Genomic DNA, 19,408 nt, shown 5'->3' on the forward strand with positions numbered 1-19,408 from the left:
CTTGGGAAATGAGTTTATGATCATGGTTAATCAAAATATTTTAATCCTTCGCCCAAAATTTAACATATTTTTGGCTATTTTTATCAGGCTTTTCTTAACATTCAACACTTCTGGAGATAGAAGTATAGAATTAGAAGAGAAAAAAAATAATTATCAAGCGGGTACAGACTTTGAAAATATCTCTCGTCAAAGTTTAGAATTTTTAGGGTTTAATGTAGAAAATGCTTATAAAGGAGGTGCGGGAGGTTTAGATTTATATTGTTCTCAACCTTATCCTTTAGTGTGCGAATGTAAAGCAGGTAAAAGTATTCCAGATCGTGCTGTAGAAGAATTAGATAGAATTGGTAAAAGACATCTTCAAGAAAATTATCTTCAATCTGTGCGGTTAATTATTGGACCTTGTGAACCTACTAAAAATTTGAAAGAATCTGCTCAAATCTCTAAAGTCAGTATTATCAAAGCTATGACATTACAAAAATTAGTTGAACTCAAAGCCAAATATCCAGGTGCGATAAATTTACTTGAATTAAAACAATACTTAGAACCGGGACAAATTGATGATAAAATTAACGAATATATTGCTAAAATAGAAAAAGAGATAAAATTGCGATCGCATATTATCCAACTCGTCAAAAGACATCTAGAAAAAACAGGTGCTACAGGTGCTAAAGATGCCCAAGTTGGTGATCTTTGTATAGCATATCTTTATGATCATCCACATGATCATCCACCACAAAACCTAAAACATAGAGAATTATATGATATTCTCATAGAACTATCATCACCATTAACAGGATATTTGGGAAGAATTAAAGAAGATGATTGGAAAAAAGATCGCTTTTATTATCTCCGGGATTTACCAATTAATTAAAAATAACTAATTCTCCGTATTTCCCCACGTACACTCATCAGAATTTTACCGAGGTAATTTTCCCCTGTACCATCAGCACCACAGCCCTAAAAATAGTCTAGAAAAGTATTCCTGTTATGCAACTACTATGCAAGTTCCTATCTGTAATGAGATACTGGTAGAGTAAAGCCAACTTATACAAGTTGCCAGAAGTATTGGTTTTTTGTTATCTTAAAAAGCCCGTGACGAGGATTGAACTCGTGACCTCACCCTTACCAAGGGTGTGCTCTACCACTGAGCCACACGGGCGAAAATTAAACCAAAGTTAAGATGTATAACTGCCGTGCATCTACCAGTACACAGCAATTATCATTCTTAACGTCTGCGGGATATGGGCCGAGCTGGATTTGAACCAGCGTAGGCGTAAACCAACGGATTTACAGTCCGTCTCCATTAACCACTCGGACATCGACCCGTTTTTGTCCCACATTCAACTATAATAGCAGCAGGTTTTAAGTTTGGCAAGGGGTTAGAGAAAATATTTTTTGATTAAGGCAACCTTATACTCTCAGCTAGTTTTCCGGGTTTGCTGTCTATAAAATTCTCCGATATGTGTCAAAACCGCATACACTTTTTGTGAATTAATTTCACAAAGGGAGTTGACTGTGACTAAGTTTTTATTTGTCACCGATTTAGATCATACATTTGTGGGCGATGATCAGGCATTATGGTTATTGAGCGATCGCTTGCAACAGCATCGTCAAGAATATGGGACAAAGATAGTTTACTCCACAGGGCGATCGCCTGTCCTCTATCGACAACTGCAACGGGAGAAAAATCTGTTTTTACCTGATGCTTTGGTTCTTTCTGTGGGTACGGAAATATATTTGGATGGTAGTGAAAATTATGATCTAGAATGGTCAAGCATTCTTTCTCAAGGCTGGGATAGGGAAAAAATCCTATCTATTACTAAGCAGTTCCCAGAATTAGAGCCACAACCTGACACAGAACAACGTCCTTTCAAGGTGAGTTTTTTTCTGAATGGGGAACTATCTGGTATCTTACCACGACTTGAGGCCGAGTTGCAAAAATCTCAACTCAATGTAAAGTTAATTTATAGTAGTGAAATTGACCTTGACATTTTACCCTATACCAGCGATAAAGGTCAAGCAATGCGGTTTTTGCGACTCAAGTGGAAATTTGCAGTGGAGCAGACTGTTGTTTGTGGCGATTCGGGTAATGATATTGCTTTATTTGCTATCGGTGAGGAACGGGGAATTATTGTGGGGAATGCTCGTCCAGAGTTGCTTCAATGGTATTATCAACATCCGGCGGACTACCATTACCTCGCTCAGAACCGTTGTGCTGCTGGAATTATGGAAGGTTTAAAATATTTTGGTTTTCTAAAATGATTAGTTATCTTAAAGGTATCGTTGCGGGTATTCAAGCTATTACTCCTAATCGTGTCATCTTAACTTTAGAAGTCAATGGTACGGGATATGATTTGCAAATTCCCCAACGCTTGTCCAAGCAGTTAACCTCAACTGGGGATGTGATCCAAATTTTTACCCATTATCAGATTCGGGAAGAAGTACCCATGCTTTATGGTTTTTCTTCTCCTTCTGAACGGGATTTATTTCGCCATTTGCTCAGTGTTAGCGGTATTGGTGCTGCTTTGGCGATCGCTCTCTTGGATACAATGGAATTACCAGAGTTAGTCCAAGCTATTGTCACTGCTAATGTGCAAATGCTGATTCAAGCTCCAGGAGTGGGCAAGAAAACCGCTGAACGCATCTGTTTAGAACTCAAGAGTAAACTGATTGAATGGCGTAAATCGGCGGGCTTCTTCGTGGCTACAGGGGGACCTGCAGCAGGAATGTTAGAAGAGGTGCAAATGACTCTTTTTGCTTTGGGATATACTGCCCATGAAGTTAGTAACGCACTGCACGTAGTTAGTGAAGATATTGGTTTACCTAAAAATGCTTATGTGGAAGATTGGATTAGACAAGCGATCGCTTATCTAAGCAGTAGTGAAGTAGAGTGTTCATAAGTAACCATGAATAATAATCCCTACGCTTGGATAAATGAATCTCTCGCCACTATTCATCGGGCTGACTGGTATCGTTGCGTGCAAACTATTCACGGCGCACCCGGTGCAACTGTGGTCTTATCCGGGCAAGAGGTGATTAATTTTGCCAGTAATGATTACTTAGGATTAGCAGGAGATGAACGCTTACAAATAGCCGCCATTACTGCTATTCAACAATTCGGCACTGGCAGTACAGGTTCTAGATTAATCAGTGGGCATCGGGAAATACACAGAGAATTAGAACAGGGAATTGCATCTACTAAACAAACAGAAGAGGCATTAGTATTCAGTTCTGGTTATTTGGCAAATTTAGGGACAATTGCGGCTATAGTTGGTAAAAGAGACTTAATTTTATCTGATGAATATAATCATTCCAGCTTAAAAAAGGGGGCAATTCTCAGCGGTGCGACTGTGGTGGAATATCCGCATTGTAATACTGCTGCACTATTGCAAAATTTACAACAATACCGAAAGAATCATCGACGCTGTTTAATGATTACTGATAGTGTATTTAGCATGGATGGTGATTTATGTCCATTACCCCAATTGCTAGATTTAGCTGAAGAATTTAGTTGTATGCTGCTTTTAGATGAAGCTCATGCTACGGGAGTAATGGGAGATACTGGCGCTGGCTGTGTAGAACATTTTGGGTGTACAGGGAGGGAACTAATTCAAATTGGCACATTAAGTAAAGCCTTGGGGAGTTTAGGCGGATATGTAGCCGGAAGTAGCTCCCTGATTGACTTTTTACGCAATCGCGCCCCCAGTTGGATTTATACCACCGCCCTTTCTCCCGCAGACACAGCAGCAGCTTTAGCAGCCGTGAAAATAGTGCGAGAAGAACCGGAAAGGCGATCGCAACTGTGGCAAAATGTCAATTATTTAAAACAATTAATTACAGAGAATTTACCTAATTTAAAGTTATTACCCACAGAATCGCCGATATTATGTTTTCAATTATCTAATGCAGCAGCCGCATTAACAGCCGGAAAACATTTGCGAGAATCGGGAATTTTTGCACCAGCCATTCGTCCTCCCACAGTTAGTACCAGCCGCATTAGAATATCTGTAATGGCTACCCATGAGTTAGGACATATTCAGAAATTGGTAGAAGTGATCAAAAGTATAGAAGAATTAGACCATAAGGTTTAAAATTTAGGTAATAAATCAGCTTGTTTACAAATTGCATTGGCAGTAATGCGATGCCTACGGCGAGCGCAGCTATCAATTGCACGATGTCTTTTGACGGGAATGGTTTTTACATCATTAGTATAAATAGAATGATTGCCACCTTCCCGCAATAAATAAAATCCATTTTCTTCCAAATACTTAATTAAATCTTTTCGTTTTACGGACATGATTATACTTCTACAGGAATTTGTTCAAGTAAAGAGTTTCCTGTGGGAATTTCTTTATTTTGCTGATGATAGGCAAGAATCATTTCTTTGAGTGCATCTTGTAACATAGCTCTACAGATTTCTAGTGTTTCTCCTTCGGTAATGATTTCTTGCCATTCAATCAGTTGTCCCATATATCCACTATTTATTTTGGTATATTTTGCGGTGTATGTAGTTAGCATAAGACATTAATCAAGAGTATTTTCTAAATTATAACTTTTTTTGAGCGATAGCGAAGCGCGACCTAGATATGATAAGCGCAAAGGAATATAAGGAACTAAGCTAGTTTCCCCTAAAGAATTCGATTTTTCAATAAATTGCCAGCGTTTTTTTAATGTCATTTAGTTGTTTTTGGTTGTAAATGTTCCTGTAACATATCAGTTAAAGTTTTCTCCGCTGCAAAAGCATCATAAAGCGACCAGACTTCATAAGTTTTACCATTTTCAAGCAAATCTGGATTTTGTTCATCTCTAGCTAATTCTGTGGCTAAAAATTGAATAGCTTTGATTTTTTCTTGATGAGATAATTTTTGCAGTGATGGTAAAATTTCGGTTAATGTCATAGAAATATAGGGTAAAAGTTATTTACATTATACTGCGATCGCTCTCTTAATCTTTTACCTCAATGTTAATCCTTTAATCGGTGGATATCCTGATTCAGACAATTATTTCGCGCAATCTCTCTTAGAGGATGTTTGAAAAGTGGTATTCCGTAATTTTCATCACATTGCTACCCCCCTTAGTCCCCCCTTGTAAAGGGGGGAAACAATAAAAATCCAGTTCCCTCCCCTTGTAAAGGGGAGGGTTAGGGTGGGGTAAAAAATATTTGATACATCAACCATAACTTTTCAAACACCCTCTTAGAGATCCCGTAGGGTAGTCGCAAAGGAGCAAAGTCGCAAAGAAGAAAAGGAAGAGATTTTCTTTTTCAGCCATTATAGGGGTTTAGCAAAAAATCAAATCATGTAAATCCTTAAATCATAAAAATCATAGTTCAGACATTTTCGGTTAAAAATATTTGGAAGGGTAAATAACTAAAGAGTCCCTACACCAGAAACTACCAACCGAAAACCGTAGTCATAACACCTATCGTATGGGTTACTGTAGTGACGATACGCAGAACGGCAAATTTTATCATCACTACACCATGAACCACCGCGCATTACATAGACATCATTGCTACTAATCCAAGGAATGCTGTCATTAGGCCAAATAGGTGCATTTATATAATTTTCATGCCAGCCATCTTCACACCACTCCCATACATTACCGTGCATATCATACAACCCAAAATTATTGGGAGGAAACTTTCCTAAATCTGTCGTTTTTCCGAATAGAAATTTACTATAATTTGCTAAATCGAAGGTAATATTTTCACCAAAGTAGTAAGGAGTTGTGGTTTTAGCACGACAAGCATACTCCCATTCTGCTTCACTGGGTAAGCGATATATTTTACCTGTATGTTTACTTATTCTGGCACAAAATTCTTGTGCGTCATGCCATGATACATTTTCAACTGGAAGATTTGCACCTTTGAAGTGTGAAGGTTGAGATTTTAAATCAATCTTCACTTTCGGTAAAGCTGCTATCCTTTCCCATTGTGCTTGAGTAACAGGATATTTCCCCATAAAAAAAGGTGGAACTGTAACTTGATGTTGAGGTTTTTCAGAATCATCTCCTTCTCCATCTGGTGAACCCATGATAAATTTTCCCCCTGATATTTTTAGCATTTCTAAAAATACATAATTACCTAAATTTTCTATAAAGGATGTGGGTATTTTTGGGTAATTAATTTTTGGTAAACCTGTTTGTACAGGTTTAGAAGAAACTGGTAATTTTGATGATGTTGAAACTATCTGTTTTTCTAACCCTGATAAAACTTCGGTTGCAGACTGAAAACGATCAATTGGTAAATCCTGCAACATCTTATCTAAAACTATTTCTAACTCCTGACTCACAGAAACATATTGTTTCCATATCCACTGCATTCTCATAGAATCAAATATTAAATCATCACCATCATCTTTTTGAAAACATCCCGTTAATAAACGAATACAAGTTACAGCTAAACTATAAAGATCACTATTCGGAAAAACCTTCCCGCGCATTTGTTCCGGTGGTGCATATCCCGGCGTTCCTGTAATAGTCCCCACTCTAGTTAGAACACTTCCCCCAACTTCCTTAGAAACTCCAAAATCAATTAGGAATAAAGCACCAGTTTGAGAACTTCTAATAATATTTTCTGGTTTAATATCTCTATGAATAACTTTGTTATCATGAACAAATTGTAAAATAGGTAATAATTCAACTAATATCTGTTTAACTTCCGATTCGCTGAATTTTCCTTTTTGTTGTAATTCATCTAACAGATTTTTACCTTCGATAAATTCCTGAATTAAATATAATCTTCCTTCTTGGGGAAAGAAAGCCAGTAAATCTGGAATATGTGAATGTTTCCCTAAATCTCGCAGTCGAAAAGCTTCTTGTTTAAATAACTCCGTCGCTTTTTCTAAAGCCCCACTTCCCGACTGTTGGGGTAAAAATTGCTTAATCACACAGGGAGTATCTAATCTTTGTTCGTCTACTGCTAAAAACGTTCTCCCAAAGCCACCTTCACCAATAACACGCACACCACGATACCGTTCTTGCAATACCAGTTTACTCCCACAACGTTGACAGAATATGGTCTTCGGTGGATTTTGCTGTAGACAGTCGGGGTTAAGACACTGACTCATAGATACAGGTGAGTAATTACATTGATAATTATAATCACATTTTGACTATCCTTATCCATCCGATTTTTGATGAGGGATACAAGGTTGGGTTGAGGTAATAAAACCTAACATTACCAATAATTTCGTTATGGTAAGGTTCAAAAAGACAGCTTGTAATCACCATTTTTCCTAATAATCCTAATTCATAATTTATAACTGTTGTTGTCGGAACAAACCAAACATCTATTTCCTGAACTTCGCTTTTTACATCTTTACTGGTTTTGACCTCTCCTAAAGGTGCTAATAATTCTTCTAGATATTCTTTAGTAAGTTGGTTGTGCGGTTGTCTTGTCCCAGAAATGCCTGTGTGGCCCCCTTTTGATTCATTACAGTGAATATGTAAGTAAGATCGCTGACTCTTTAGATAATCTTGTCAATAAATGATCAGTGATAAAAAAGTCGGAGATCTCGTTTATTTGTATCACCTATCACCTACTGCTATGGCATTGGACTTTTCTAATACTGCCCTTTCAGTAACTGGATGAACCGACTACTAAAATTACTCTTAGAAAAAGATGAAATTCTCAGACAAGTATGGGTAACTAGGGAAGTTTCCAGCACCAATCCTCACCAGAGTGGGTTATTTCTTACACCAAAAGACACGAATAATACAGACTCCATCAAGTGCGTAGCTTGGAAAAGTCAAGTAGTAAAATTGCCACAAATGCCTATTTTAGCCCGTATTCACAATCCACAAAGTATCAACTAATGTGGGTGTAGGTTTACAGGCGTTATGCTATCAACAACTAAAAAATCGCTTACTTCAAAAAACCCTCAAACATAGATATCCCGGCTTGTACATCTTAATTTTCTCCCGCGACAGTGCAAGACGAACAAGCACCAGCATTCATGGTTAAAGCCATTGAAAGAGTCAAAAAAGAGCAGAAGTATTAATTTTATCGAAATGTGGTGGTACAGTTGAAGAACTAGCTTGTTTTAAAGAGTCGTTATGGCTGTTGCTAATTTTCCAATACTAGTAATAACAAAAACTGGACACAAAAGGGATGAATCCTTAACAGATTTAGTTACTGATTCATACGTACATACACAAATAGCCAATTACAGACTTGTTTACAATCGTTAATTCATCATTAGCAGCTAGGGAAAAGCAACTTCAAGGATGAAAACATCGGTTGCGTCAATTGCGGTTAAATAGACAAGTAGAACAAGAAAGAGACAAGTTATCTTGGAAACAGCGGCAATTATTATAAATAACAATGGGATAGAAACGTTACACCAAAAATTGGCTAGTATTGACCTTCAATCTGTATTACAGCGTGGTTACGCAGGAGTGATAACAGAAAATGGTATAATTCCTCATCCCGTATCAGAATTAACTATAGGAGAAAATTTAGTGATTCAGTTGGCACAAGGTAAGGTAACAGTTAAAGTTATAGAAGTTACTGAAAGTTAAATTCTGGAAAAGTATATTTTCATAACTCAGACTTTCTCCTTAGGATGCTCCACCGTATGATGTAAGTTATGTCCTATCATGATTCTGCCTTATTAGAAAAAATCTCTGTCGAAATTTGTCAATCAATTGTTGCTATTCAACAACAGCAACCAGAATTATTGATAGCAAAATATCGAACTATTAACTGGCAAATATCTACCAATAAATCGGCTTTAAGTGGAAAATTTAGGGCTATACTTGGTCAAACACAAAGCTGGGATGAATTATCGCAAAAACTGCAATCATTACTCAAAGCAGTGCTTATTCCTGTGGCTTTTAATTCAAAAATAGTATCAGATTTACTTGCCTATGTTGACCAGTTAAATCCAGAGAATAATGATTTAATTACTACACATTTACTCCAGCGACAATCTGCTGGTATAGCCATTTTGCTTTTAGATGCAGAAAACCTGCAACTTAATACAAATACAGAAAGATTTTTAACCACAACTTGTAATTGTCCTTTGCAAGTAAAAATTGCTTTTGCAAATTGGTCAAATCGGGGAAAATTGGATGTAGAATTACATCAACGTGGTTATGACTTAATTCATGTTCCCATGGGTAGAGATAATGCTGACGGTAAAATGATTGCTGTGGGTTCTTCTATTCATGAACGCTATCTCAACGTTAAAGAAGTTTTTGTTTGTTCATCAGATAAGGTAATGACAAACTTATGTAATACATTACAGCAAAATGGCATATTAGTCTACCAAGTCAGTCAGCATGGGGAAAATATTAGAGTATTCAACAGCGCGACTAGTGAAACTGTCAATTATTCTCTCAAACCTGTACCAGAAATACCGTCTATAGAACAGTTTATTGCCCAATTTAAGGGTTTAATTAAATTACAGCAAAAACAAACTGCAAGTTATTGGATTAAACTTTCAATTCTTTCTAAACTATTTAAAACCAACTATCAATTAACTATTAGTCAAGTTATTGCTCATCACTTCCCAGGTAAACAGGCTAAAGACGTATTTATTAACTATCCATCTGAGTTTGTAGTTCATCAAATTGATGAAAAATCTGAATTGTATGTCACACTTTTTGAATATCATCAATCAAAAATAGAAGATAGTCAGGATATTTCACAAGCTGAAATTCCGATATTAAAGGAGATTGATTCTCCCGCAGATTTAGAGAAAGTAATTAAGAATATTTTGATTGATTTAAGCAGAGTAGATAATCAGAGATTTATTGATATTAGTATTTTGGGAAGTAAATTTTATCAGCAATATGGTAAACCAATAACTGAACAAATCAAACAATTAAAGATTAGTGGTAGTTTTGCTAAATTTTTGCATTCTTGCAAGTCTTTGCAAATTCAGCAAGTAGGTAAAAGATGGGAGGTAGGTGTTAAAAAGTCGGAATTATGATATGTTTGATTAATTTGCTGGGGATTCCCTCACACAAGTAAATTCACGAATCAAACCAGATTCCTATATCATGAATATAGTCTGTGAAGAAATATAAATATCATCATGCTACAAAATAAAGTTATTGTCATTGTCGGTGCTACAGGTGGAATTGGTGCAACCTTAACTCGTCAATTAGCGCCTACTGGTGCAAGATTGGTACTTGCAGCTAGAAACAGGGAAAATTTAGCAGTATTAGCTAATGAGTTATCAGCAAATGTGCTGACAGTTCCCACAGATATTACTCAACCCCAGGAGGTAGAAGTATTAATTCAAACAACAATAGAGCATTTTGGACACATTGATGTCTTAGTAAATGCAGCAGGAGCAGGACTTCTTAAAGCCTACAACAACATCGAACCAGCGGATTTAGAGGCAATGCTGGATTTGAATTTAAAAGGCTGTTTTTACACCACTCAAGCCGCAGCTAAGGAGATGCAAAAACGGAAATCTGGTCATATTTGTAATGTTGTCGGTATTCTTGGTAAACATTCAATGCCCATGGCTGCGGCTTATTCTGCTTCTAAATTCGGTGTAGTGGGTTTTAGCAAATGTATAGCAGAAGAATTGAAACGTTTTGGGGTGAAAATGACACTTTTTTACTTTGGGGGGATAGATTCTCCTTTTTGGGATCAGGTAAATTTAAAAGTAGACCGGAATAAAATGCTGAGTTGTGAAACTGCGGCAAATGCTATTTTTTATGCTTTATCCGCTGAACCCCAGGCTATACCAATGGAAATTAATATTCAACCTGAGAGTCATTTATTTTTCTAGTATGTAAGAGATAAAAGATGATAGTAAATACTGGGTTTTTAATGTTTTCAAGAAATTATTATGCTGCAAATTGATCACATTCACTTTTATGTCGAAGATGCCCAAAAGTGGCGAGATTGGTTTGTATACTGTCTTGGTTTTCAAGTAATAAATAATGGCATTTTTCCAAGTCTTTCTCATCATCAAAAATCTTTGCATACTTGTACAGAAGTTGTCAAAAGTGGAACTGTCTGCTTTTTACTTTCTTCCCCCATTTTACCTACTAGTCCTGTAGCTGAGTTTTTGCGTCAACATCCTCCCGGTGTGGCTGATGTTGCTTTTGCTGTTGACAATGTAGAAGCATTGACAGCAAAGGCCATAAGCAATGGTGCAAAAATTCTCCAACCTCTTCAAAATGCTGGATTTTGTCAGTATGCTAAAATCGCTGGTTGGGGTGGGTTAAATCATACATTAATGACTAGAAATCAGGAAAAAATAGCAGAGGTCGAAAATAGTTTATACCGTGCTATTACTGCGATTGATCATCTAGTTTTAAATGTGGGAGTTGGTGAGTTAGAAACTGCTGTTAATTGGTATCAAAAAATCTTTGATTTTCAACCTCAACAAAGTTTTCAGATTAAAACTGATCGTTCTGGTTTACATAGTCAAGTGATGATTTCTCCCCATGGTAATATTCAATTACCGATTAATGAACCAGCTTCACCTAGTTCACAAATTCAAGAATTTTTAGATGTGAATCGAGGGGCTGGTATTCAACATATTGCTTTAATGATACCTGATCTTGTGAATGCAATTTCTCGGTTTCGGGGTGCTGGTTTATCTTTTCTTTCTGTTCCTCAAAATTACTATTTCCAACTCCAACAACGGCATAAGTTTTCTTTGTCAACTGAAGAATTGCAAGCTATATCCGACCAAGAAATTTTAGTAGACTGGCATGAAGATGCTCCTCTAGGACAGTTATTATTACAAATATTTAGCCAACCTATTTTTTCAGAACCAACTTTTTTCTTTGAGTTTATTGAACGTCGTTCTCTGGCTCGAGGTTTTGGGGAAGGTAACTTTCTAGCTTTATTTCAAGCCATTGAACGTGAACAAATTAAACGTGGTTTTGTGAGCAGTTAATCACCTGGAAATTAGGGAATATGCAGACAAATTTTCCAGATATCAAACAATTTTGCTTTACTGAACCAGATATAGATATTATCTGGTTGGGGCGACAAAAATTGCCACCCCAAGCCACCCTGGTATTTTTGGGTAATTTGTTTTTTGTGTGTTCCCTAAGAACCCTACCTAGAAGATATTGTTGTTGTAATTATCCAGGTGTGTGTGAATAGTGATACCAGCGTCTATAGGATAGAGAACGTCAGTGTTCGATTTATAGGAGTTCGGTAAATTCGATGCACTGGAAATACCCGATTTCCAGTAGGAAGATGTAGCTAGAATCCTTGGAGTCCGTGAATTGGAGGTTTCGTTACCTGTTAATCCTTGCAGATAGCCATCACCTTTGCCATCCCTATTTTGATCTGGTGTTAAGGCTTGCAGCCAGTGAATTCCCTCATTGATATAGTCACGAGCATCTTGATCGTTAGAATTAGGGGTATCAATCGAATTACCAGCGAGGTAATTCAGCCAGCTAGTCACTAAATCCCGTCCAAGTATGTAACGCGTGTCTCGGTTGTTGGGGTGCATTGAGGAATCAACAATCTGAAGTGCCTGTGCGCGGGTGTAGAAGAGGGTATTTTCTTTTTTGTCAGTTTTGCCATTGTGATTGTAGTCTCCTATGAGCAGTCCCACTCCGTATCTACGGGTAACTGGATCTAAGACTTTTCCTGGACGGGCAGAGTTGGTATAGGGTGAGAGTAAGAGGTCGCTATCTGGGAAATTCGGCCTTGTTTTTTGGGAGTGTTCGTTGCCTTGGATGCCGTCCCAGGATTTCTGCCATTTGGTATTTTGCCAAAAATGAGTATTGCGGACACCGGGTGCGGCCATAATTGTGTCAATATCGGTGGCGGTGTTGTTTTCGAGGTTGGTGTCAGTGAAGTCAGAAGGGGCGGTAACCGTCGCGGTATTGGTTAAGGTTCTATGACAGTCGGAAACTTTGTGGCTGCCATGGCCACCAACTACTGTTCCCGTCACTTTGTAGGTGATGCTACTACCCGCTGGCAGGGTTACGTAATCCTCGATATTGTCAGTTCCTCTGGCTTTATTGTCTGTAGCTCCCTTAGCTGCCTTGCTTGTCCACTTCACGTCTGTCAGGTTGCTGGGGAATAAATCCTCTACCAGCGCGTGAGTAGCGGTATCAGGACCACAATTGCTAACTACAATGGTGTAAGTTACGCATTGTCCGGGTACTACTTTGGTCAGGTAATCGGTCTTGGTAATCTTTAGGTCACCAGTACGAGTCAAGTTAACGGTATTGGTGTCGTCATCGGTCACTGGGTCACCACCTGGTGTTGTCCCTGTCGCCAAAGCGATGTTAGTGATTGAACCTCCATCAATCTGTGCTTGAGTGAGAGTGGCTGTTGCCGTACCAGTTGCCGTTATCCCTACTGCTAGGTCATCAGCCGTACTATCACCATCTAAGTCCGTGAGTCCGGTAAGAGTAATGTTACCAAGTTGGTTATCATTGGCAGTAACGTTAAATAGAGAGACATTGCCATCGTTTTTCACTGCGTAGGTGTAAACGATTTGGTCGCCAGCATTTTCTTTACCGTCACAGTTGGTATCAGCTACGCCATCGTTGCTCTTAGTGACTTTAATGGCTGGATTTTGTTCGACAGGAACGAACGCCGAAGCAGTTTTTGGAGGGTCGGTTTGGGCAGTGTCTACTGTGGCGGTGTTAACGATGTTACTACCCGCATCAATTTCCGCTTGGGTAACGGTATGAGTTGCTGTGTAAGCCCATTTTTCACCTACTTCTAAGAGGTTATCGTTATTCCCTACGGTATCTGTACCACGAGTTAAACCAGTGGCAAAGTTGTCAGTAACTGTGACACCGGTGAGGGTTTGGTTCCCTGTGTTTTCGACAGAGATGGTGTAGTTGATGATTTCCCCAAACACATCGGCTGTACCACCTGGTACGGTTGCATTTTTAACGATATTGAGGGATGGATTTTGTTCGACAGGAACGAACGCCGAAGCAGTTTTTGGAGGGTCGGTTTGGGCAGTGTCTACTGTGGCGGTGTTAACGATGTTACTACCCGCATCAATTTCCGCTTGGGTAACGGTATGAGTTGCTGTGTAAGCCCATTTTTCACCTACTTCTAAGAGGTTATCGTTATTCCCTACGGTATCTGTACCACGAGTTAAACCAGTGGCAAAGTTATCAGTAACTGTGACACCGGTGAGGCTTTGGTTGCCAGTGTTGGTCAGAACTATCGAGTAGTTGATAACATCCCCTGCACTGTCAGCACTCAGACCGGCACCACCTGTGACTGAGGTGACATCCTTGGCGATGCTGAAACTGGGTTGATTGGCAGGTTCGTTGGTAAATTTAACAGTCCAAACCTCTCCATTGGCAACAGTAATAGTTGCCGTTCTCCCGCCTACATTGGTGCTGGAAATGTCACTTGTGGTCGTATCTTTGACACCGTTTTCGGTAGGAGTTATGCCTGTCAACGACCATCCAGAGGTAGAATCCTCCGTGATGGTATAGACACCTTCAACCAGACCGAAGAACGTTATTTGATTGGAAAGGGTTGAATCGCTATCATCATCCAGCGTGAAGGTGGGTGTAATGTTTGCCCCAGTAGGACCAGTTATGGTAAAACCAAAATCTTGGGAATCGTTGGGAACAGCATCCTTGATGATGGTGATTTGCCCTTGAGGAACGATCGCATTGGGGTTGATGTTCAGATTCGTCTGATCGCCAGATACCAATGGGTTAAGATCAACCACCATCTGCGGTGACGCACCGGGGAAACTGGCGGCACCATTTTGGAATCCGTAATCTTTCTGGGTAGCGAGATGTCCGCCCCAAGCAACACCGACATCAAGAAACTCATTTACAGTGCCATCGTTATCGGAGGGAGTAAAGGTGATGTTGAGCCGCCTGTCTTCTTGATTCGCGTTGACGGGATCTGCAATATAGGGGCTAAAGTTTACGGAATTAGGATCGATGTTGTAAAGGGTGAAATTCCCCGCCGGATGCGCCACTGTGGCTGGATTTGGTGGCGTGCCGCCTGTGTCGCCTGTATCGTTAGGAATTGCCTTTGTTGTAATGTATCCGTTTAGAAAATCTGCCGACAAGCCAGAACCAGCGCCGAAAGCGGGGCTAGTGATCTCAGTGGCATCGTAGGATGTGAGATAGTCGAAAAAGAGTTTTTGTGGACTCGTAGTTCCGCCCGCGTAAGCCCAATCTAGGAGGATGGTATAGGTAACGCCTTCTTGTAGTTGGGGAGCGGGGTTTCCGGTTGCAATTGTCCAACGGAAGGGGATAACTTCGCCTTCGGCGTAGATCGAGTTGGTTTGCTGAATGGTGGTACCAGCGTTCCAAGTTGGACCTGGCTGATTACGCCATGCCCAAAGAGCTTGATTTCCATCCATAAACATCGTCGTCGCTGCCTGACCATCCGGACCCGTCGCCGTCAAATTCAACGTCCCATTCAACGCATCGGGAGTACCGCTACCAGTGCCATTGTTATCCGTCGGCACAAACCAAGTCGTTACCACCTCTCCATTGGCATTGCCATCCAAATCACCAACGCCACCATCTGTAATAGGATTGGGAGAGAGTGTATAAAAATCCCTATCGCCATCATCTCCAAAATCGCTAGGATCATCGGCGATCGCAAATGTAATCGTTGAGCCTACCCCAAACCCAGTCGCCGTAATCCTAACGGTTTCACCAGGGCCGTAATTGGATTTATCCGTTCTAACTGTTAAGTTATTTGTCATGACTATTTGCTCTCAGTAAAATAAAATTGAATGGAAGTGAATTTCCCACCTATAGGGCAAGGGCAGGGAAGACACTGGTCCCATTTCTCGTGGTCTGTGCTAAAAACTGGCTGTCAATCAACTCCTCATAGGCTGCTAAATCCTGCTGCCAGTAAGCGATCGCCTGATTTAAATTCTCTAAACGTTCCTCCCCCAATTCACCGCTCACCTCATGATGGAAATTGCCGGCAAACAACACTGCGGGAACTTCCTCTTCTAGCATTTTTAGCTTCACTTCATTAATACCTAATCGCAGTTGGCGGCTTTCTAAGGTGTAAATCAAGTTAATTCCCACTTGCATCGGTGCAGTGCCGAAATTCTGCCAGCTACCTTGGGCAAGAATTGTTTCCGTAATATATTCGTAAGCGGCATCTGGCTGACCTTCAAAGGTGACAAACCGCTGAGGATTGAGCCCCACCGCTCGGTAATCTAGATTAGGCAAAACGGCAGTATAGCGGCGAGCAATGTTGGCAATCTGTATCTCATCCAGATGGTTGCTTATGCCTTGGGAAAAGCTCACCATTTCCGACTGCGCCGACATCCTGATGCCATTTTTGAAGATAATATGAGTCCCTCGTGGGGATATGACCGGAGGACGCGCCAATTCCCAGTCTGTGGGAATTACGCCACTACCATTCAGGAAATCTGGCGTTAACAGGGTCGAACTGTAGTTTCTAATGGCTAAGACAATAGATATATCCTGAATATGTGCAGTTTCATGAAAGTTTTTTAGCATCAATCAATTACTTCTTTCTAAGGTATTGAAGTTAGGAACAATTAAAATGACTAGTAGACAATGCTGAAAATAACCAACTATTAAAAATCTCTGCTTTTTTAATTTTTAATTCTACCTTGCATACTATTTCTAACCTGATTTATTTAGCTTGTAGGTATTAGCTAAGGTTGATCTTTCAGAGTTCTAGGCTATTACTCATAATTTATCACAACACTTTTTATAACCTTTGTAAAAAAATACAAACATTATAATGTGAAGCAATTGAAAATTTATCAAAAACTCCTTTATTCTTAAAAATCATCAGTTCAAGGGCATTGTATTTTCGTTGATAAGCCCATTATTTAACAGTATATTACCCACACAAAATATTATTAATTGACAATCTCTTTTACCCTCAGATGTCAAAACAAACATAGCATGAATATTTTTAGTTAGCAATAACCATTTGAAAAATTTTCCAGCCAAATTGGCGATTTTATCTAATGCAACTTCTTACTAAAAAAGAATCTGCTAGAGAATATACAAGCTATTTAATTATAAATATAGGCAATATTTAATAATAATATGCAACACAATTTCTGTTTAATCTTAGAGGGAATTGGGAGTGGGGTTCTTGTATTTCACTTAACCAAGAACCGCTATAAGCTAAAATTATGTTACTGAGAACGTTGAATATTACCTGCTTTTACCCAACCTTCTTGTTCAGTATCAGCAATGCGAATTTTTTGCCATTTTTTATCCGCACTTTCTTCTAAAACAATGACTTTTTTATTACCATCAACTCCACCTGTACTGACGGAATTTGCCTCTGGTTCTGCTCGCATACTTAACCCGTTTGCCCAGGTAACAGTTCCTTCGTAAGCATTTGCTGGTAGTGATTTGGTGGGAGTAGGAGTGGGAGTGGGAGTCGGTGTAGGACTAGATATGGGACTAGGAGTAGTTTGTTTTTTAGGTGAAGATTCGGGAATAGCTTTGGCCTTTTTAGCTGGGACTGAAGGTTTATCATTAGCATACAGCGGCTTAGGAGGGGTTACAGCAGTACGGTTGACAAAATAAAGGGCAACTACTAAGCCAGTACCTAATAGAACTGCAAGGGCTAAAACAACACCAAGTATAAATTTAAGTAAGTTTATAAACATATAGTAGGGAATAGAGAAGAGGAAATAGGTAAAAGATTTTTAATGTTTAATTTTTTTCTTGACGTTGAATGCGTTGATTTAAAGCCGTATACTTTGAGGCTAGACGGGCTCTGCCTGCTGCTGCCCATTCTTGGAGTTTTTGAACTTGTTCCACAGCAGTTCGCGCTAAGGGGATAATTTGACTTGCCGCTTCTAACATATCATCAGTGGTGAAATCACGATTTTGACTAAAACCTATGTGCATGGCTTCAATTAAAGTTTGCTCAATTTCTGCACCGGAAAAATCGGGAGTTTCATAGGCTAACCTTTCAATGTCATAACTGTTTAAATTATGGGGACGTAATCGGGATAAATGGACATTAAAAATTGCTTTTCGTTCCTCCTGACTGGGTAAACCGACAAAGAAAATCTCATCAAATCGCCCTTTTCTTAACATTTCCGGTGGTAAGGATTGAATATCGTTAGCGGTGGCCACAACAAACACAGGGGAGGTTTTTTCGGCTAACCAATTGATAAAAGTCCCAAATACCCGGCTTGTAGTCCCTGCATCACCTTTGCTACCCAAACCCGAAAAAGCCTTATCAACTTCATCAATCCATAGTATACAGGGAGCGAGGGCTTCTGCCACTTGAATCATTTGTCTGGTGCGGGATTCTGATTCACCTACTAAACCGCCAAATAATCGCCCTACGTCTAAGCGTAACAAAGGTAAGTGCCAATGGTGTGCGATCGCTTTGGCGGTTAAAGATTTACCAGTTCCCTGAATTCCCACCAACATTAACCCACGGGGATAGGGTAAACCATATTGTCGGGCTTTTTCGCTAAAAGAACCACCGCGCCGAATTAACCAATCTTTTAAATTATCTAACCCACCAATATCAGTAATTGCCTCAGTTGTGGGGTAAAAATCAAGAATTTGGGTTTGACGGATAGTTTGGCGCTTTTCTGCCAAAACTAAATCTACATCCTCTGGTTCTAATTGTCCATGAGATGCGATCGCCCGCGCTAATACCCGACGGATTCTTTCCATAGATAACCCTTGACAAGAACGCACCAAATCATCCAAAAACTTGCCTACAGGGGCATTTCCAGTGACTTGTAATAGCCGTTCTACCTCTATTCTGATTTCTGGAGCGCTAGGTAAGGGAAATTCAACTACAGTTAGCACTTCTGTTAAATCATCGGGAATGGCGACGCGGGGGGATAATAAAACAATGTTTTTCGGTTGTGACTTCAACAGTCGGGCTAAATTACGAAGTTTACGAGAAATCGCCACATCATCCAAAAAACGATGATAATCCCGCAAAATCAGCACCGCAGAGGCAGTAGGAGTCAATTTCTCTACAAACTCTAAAGCCTGTAACGGGTTACGTTTACCAAATCCCAGATCATTAGGACTTCCCTGATAACCGTCCACGAAATCCCAAATATACACCGGACGATTACCTTGATTGATGGCCTCTTCTCGAATTGCAGCTTCTACCCGTTCTTCTTCATGGGTGGGAATATAAATCAATGGATACCGGGCGCGAAGTAACAATTTAAACTCATCACAAAAATTCATAAAGGCAATATTTCTTAAATTTAGAAATTCAGGAATTTAAAAAAATCTCTAATTTATAATAACTCAAGTTTTGACATACTCACCTGCCTGAAGGCGAGGTGATTCTTGACGCTTCACAGACTGATGCTACCGAGGTAGTCTTACTCTGTCTCTGCGCCCGTTTAGAGTCATGGCAATGCCCTATCCCGACTTTATTTATATTTTTTGCGGCGTTTTCATCTCGGTCGTGTTCAGTCCCACAATTTAGGCACTTAACCGACCGAATTTTTAAATCAAGTTTCCC

At 39.5% G+C, this 19,408-nt stretch carries 19 protein-coding genes, 2 tRNA genes and 3 pseudogenes; 10 read left to right on the forward strand and 14 right to left on the reverse strand.

All coding sequences use genetic code 11. From position 1 onward, the window contains the following. Window positions 1–871: pseudogene (locus H6G44_RS18450) on the forward strand (restriction endonuclease); the annotation flags it as partial. Here H6G44_RS18450 and H6G44_RS20435 read toward each other — a convergent pair. The 3 genes and pseudogenes from H6G44_RS20435 to H6G44_RS18460 form a co-directional block, all read right to left on the reverse strand. Beyond that, window positions 868–957: pseudogene (locus H6G44_RS20435) on the reverse strand (Swarming motility protein ybiA); the annotation flags it as partial. The pseudogenes H6G44_RS18450 and H6G44_RS20435 sit on opposite strands and share 4 nt — an antisense overlap. 130 nt (window positions 958–1,087) lie before the next feature. Beyond that, a tRNA-Thr gene (locus H6G44_RS18455) sits at window positions 1,088–1,159 on the reverse strand. An 83-nt stretch (window positions 1,160–1,242) separates the two neighbouring features. Next, window positions 1,243–1,325: transfer RNA gene (locus tag H6G44_RS18460), tRNA-Tyr, on the reverse strand. 190 nt (window positions 1,326–1,515) lie between these two features. Here H6G44_RS18460 and H6G44_RS18465 point away from each other — a divergent pair. From H6G44_RS18465 to bioF, 3 genes are read left to right on the forward strand one after another with little or no spacing between them, the layout of a single operon-like run. After that, a complete protein-coding gene (locus H6G44_RS18465) occupies window positions 1,516–2,262 on the forward strand; it encodes a sucrose-phosphate phosphatase (protein ID WP_190388038.1) in 747 nt (248 codons plus the stop codon). Further along, window positions 2,259–2,900, forward strand: a complete 642-nt coding sequence (ruvA, locus tag H6G44_RS18470; protein ID WP_190388037.1) for a Holliday junction branch migration protein RuvA — start codon at window positions 2,259–2,261, stop codon at window positions 2,898–2,900. The genes H6G44_RS18465 and ruvA overlap by 4 nt, the downstream gene beginning before the upstream one ends. Window positions 2,901–2,906: 6 nt before the next feature. Then, window positions 2,907–4,091, forward strand: coding sequence for an 8-amino-7-oxononanoate synthase (gene bioF / locus H6G44_RS18475; protein WP_190388036.1), 1,185 nt, complete (start codon window positions 2,907–2,909; stop codon window positions 4,089–4,091). On the opposite strand, the gene H6G44_RS18480 is transcribed toward bioF, so the two are convergent. The 6 genes and pseudogenes from H6G44_RS18480 to H6G44_RS20440 all read right to left on the reverse strand — a co-directional run. After that, entirely contained in the window at window positions 4,088–4,297 is a 210-nt protein-coding gene (locus tag H6G44_RS18480; RefSeq protein WP_168650213.1) for a type II toxin-antitoxin system HicA family toxin, read from the reverse strand. The two genes, bioF and H6G44_RS18480, sit on opposite strands and share 4 nt — an antisense overlap. Before the next feature lie 2 nt (window positions 4,298–4,299). After that, entirely contained in the window at window positions 4,300–4,518 is a 219-nt protein-coding gene (locus H6G44_RS18485; protein WP_148766041.1) for a type II toxin-antitoxin system HicB family antitoxin, read from the reverse strand. Window positions 4,519–4,524: 6 nt separating this feature from the next. Beyond that, the gene (locus tag H6G44_RS18490) at window positions 4,525–4,677 is read right to left on the reverse strand and encodes a hypothetical protein (protein ID WP_168650215.1); all 153 of its coding nucleotides are present in this window, start codon (window positions 4,675–4,677) and stop codon (window positions 4,525–4,527) included. Then, window positions 4,674–4,898 carry a hypothetical protein gene (locus tag H6G44_RS18495; RefSeq protein WP_168650217.1) on the reverse strand — a complete coding sequence of 75 codons (225 nt, stop codon included), beginning with the start codon at window positions 4,896–4,898 and terminating at the stop codon, window positions 4,674–4,676. Before H6G44_RS18495 ends, H6G44_RS18490 begins: the two co-directional genes overlap by 4 nt. Window positions 4,899–5,369: 471 nt before the next feature. After that, window positions 5,370–7,070, reverse strand: coding sequence for a bifunctional serine/threonine-protein kinase/formylglycine-generating enzyme family protein (locus H6G44_RS18500; protein WP_190388035.1), 1,701 nt, complete (start codon window positions 7,068–7,070; stop codon window positions 5,370–5,372). A gap of 124 nt (window positions 7,071–7,194) precedes the next feature. Then, window positions 7,195–7,410: pseudogene (locus tag H6G44_RS20440) on the reverse strand (hypothetical protein); the annotation flags it as partial. 180 nt (window positions 7,411–7,590) lie between these two features. Here H6G44_RS20440 and H6G44_RS20780 point away from each other — a divergent pair. The 5 genes from H6G44_RS20780 (at window position 7,591) to hppD (ending at window position 11,873) form a co-directional block, all read left to right on the forward strand. Further along, complete coding sequence (locus H6G44_RS20780) at window positions 7,591–7,818, forward strand: exodeoxyribonuclease VII large subunit (RefSeq protein ID WP_375379325.1); 228 nt, start codon at window positions 7,591–7,593, stop codon at window positions 7,816–7,818. A 477-nt stretch (window positions 7,819–8,295) separates the two neighbouring features. Next, window positions 8,296–8,523, forward strand: coding sequence for a hypothetical protein (locus tag H6G44_RS20785; RefSeq protein ID WP_375379326.1), 228 nt, complete (start codon window positions 8,296–8,298; stop codon window positions 8,521–8,523). A 68-nt stretch (window positions 8,524–8,591) separates the two neighbouring features. Further along, window positions 8,592–9,938, forward strand: a complete 1,347-nt coding sequence (locus tag H6G44_RS18510; protein WP_190388034.1) for an NYN domain-containing protein — start codon at window positions 8,592–8,594, stop codon at window positions 9,936–9,938. Window positions 9,939–10,043: 105 nt separating this feature from the next. After that, a complete protein-coding gene (locus tag H6G44_RS18515) occupies window positions 10,044–10,751 on the forward strand; it encodes an SDR family oxidoreductase (RefSeq protein ID WP_190388033.1) in 708 nt (235 codons plus the stop codon). 60 nt (window positions 10,752–10,811) lie between these two features. Further along, a complete protein-coding gene (gene hppD / locus H6G44_RS18520) occupies window positions 10,812–11,873 on the forward strand; it encodes a 4-hydroxyphenylpyruvate dioxygenase (protein WP_190388032.1) in 1,062 nt (353 codons plus the stop codon). Between the two features lie 168 nt (window positions 11,874–12,041). Here the strand turns inward: hppD and H6G44_RS18525 are convergent, their stop codons facing one another. Together H6G44_RS18525 and H6G44_RS20035 are read right to left on the reverse strand one after the other, a co-directional pair. Then, window positions 12,042–15,647, reverse strand: coding sequence for a DUF11 domain-containing protein (locus tag H6G44_RS18525; RefSeq protein WP_190388031.1), 3,606 nt, complete (start codon window positions 15,645–15,647; stop codon window positions 12,042–12,044). A gap of 49 nt (window positions 15,648–15,696) precedes the next feature. Next, entirely contained in the window at window positions 15,697–16,128 is a 432-nt protein-coding gene (locus tag H6G44_RS20035; protein ID WP_199291882.1) for a hypothetical protein, read from the reverse strand. A gap of 48 nt (window positions 16,129–16,176) precedes the next feature. Between H6G44_RS20035 and H6G44_RS20040 the strand changes: the two genes are divergently transcribed. Next, window positions 16,177–16,341 carry a hypothetical protein gene (locus tag H6G44_RS20040; protein ID WP_199291881.1) on the forward strand — a complete coding sequence of 55 codons (165 nt, stop codon included), beginning with the start codon at window positions 16,177–16,179 and terminating at the stop codon, window positions 16,339–16,341. A 737-nt stretch (window positions 16,342–17,078) separates the two neighbouring features. Here the strand turns inward: H6G44_RS20040 and H6G44_RS18535 are convergent. The 3 genes from H6G44_RS18535 to H6G44_RS20570 all read right to left on the reverse strand — a co-directional run bounded on the left by H6G44_RS18535 (window position 17,079) and on the right by H6G44_RS20570 (window position 19,390). Next, on the reverse strand, window positions 17,079–17,561 hold the full coding sequence (locus H6G44_RS18535) for an SH3 domain-containing protein (protein WP_190388029.1): 483 nt from the start codon (window positions 17,559–17,561) through the stop codon (window positions 17,079–17,081). 46 nt (window positions 17,562–17,607) lie between these two features. After that, window positions 17,608–19,125 (reverse strand): AAA family ATPase, encoded by a 1,518-nt coding sequence (locus tag H6G44_RS18540; protein WP_190388028.1) that lies wholly within the window; start codon window positions 19,123–19,125, stop codon window positions 17,608–17,610. A gap of 79 nt (window positions 19,126–19,204) precedes the next feature. Beyond that, window positions 19,205–19,390 carry a zinc ribbon domain-containing protein gene (locus H6G44_RS20570; protein WP_313885314.1) on the reverse strand — a complete coding sequence of 62 codons (186 nt, stop codon included), beginning with the start codon at window positions 19,388–19,390 and terminating at the stop codon, window positions 19,205–19,207. Window positions 19,391–19,408: the final 18 nt, after the last annotated feature.

Source organism: Aphanizomenon flos-aquae FACHB-1287, from assembly GCF_014698755.1.
GTDB lineage: Bacteria > Cyanobacteriota > Cyanobacteriia > Cyanobacteriales > Nostocaceae > Dolichospermum > Dolichospermum flosaquae.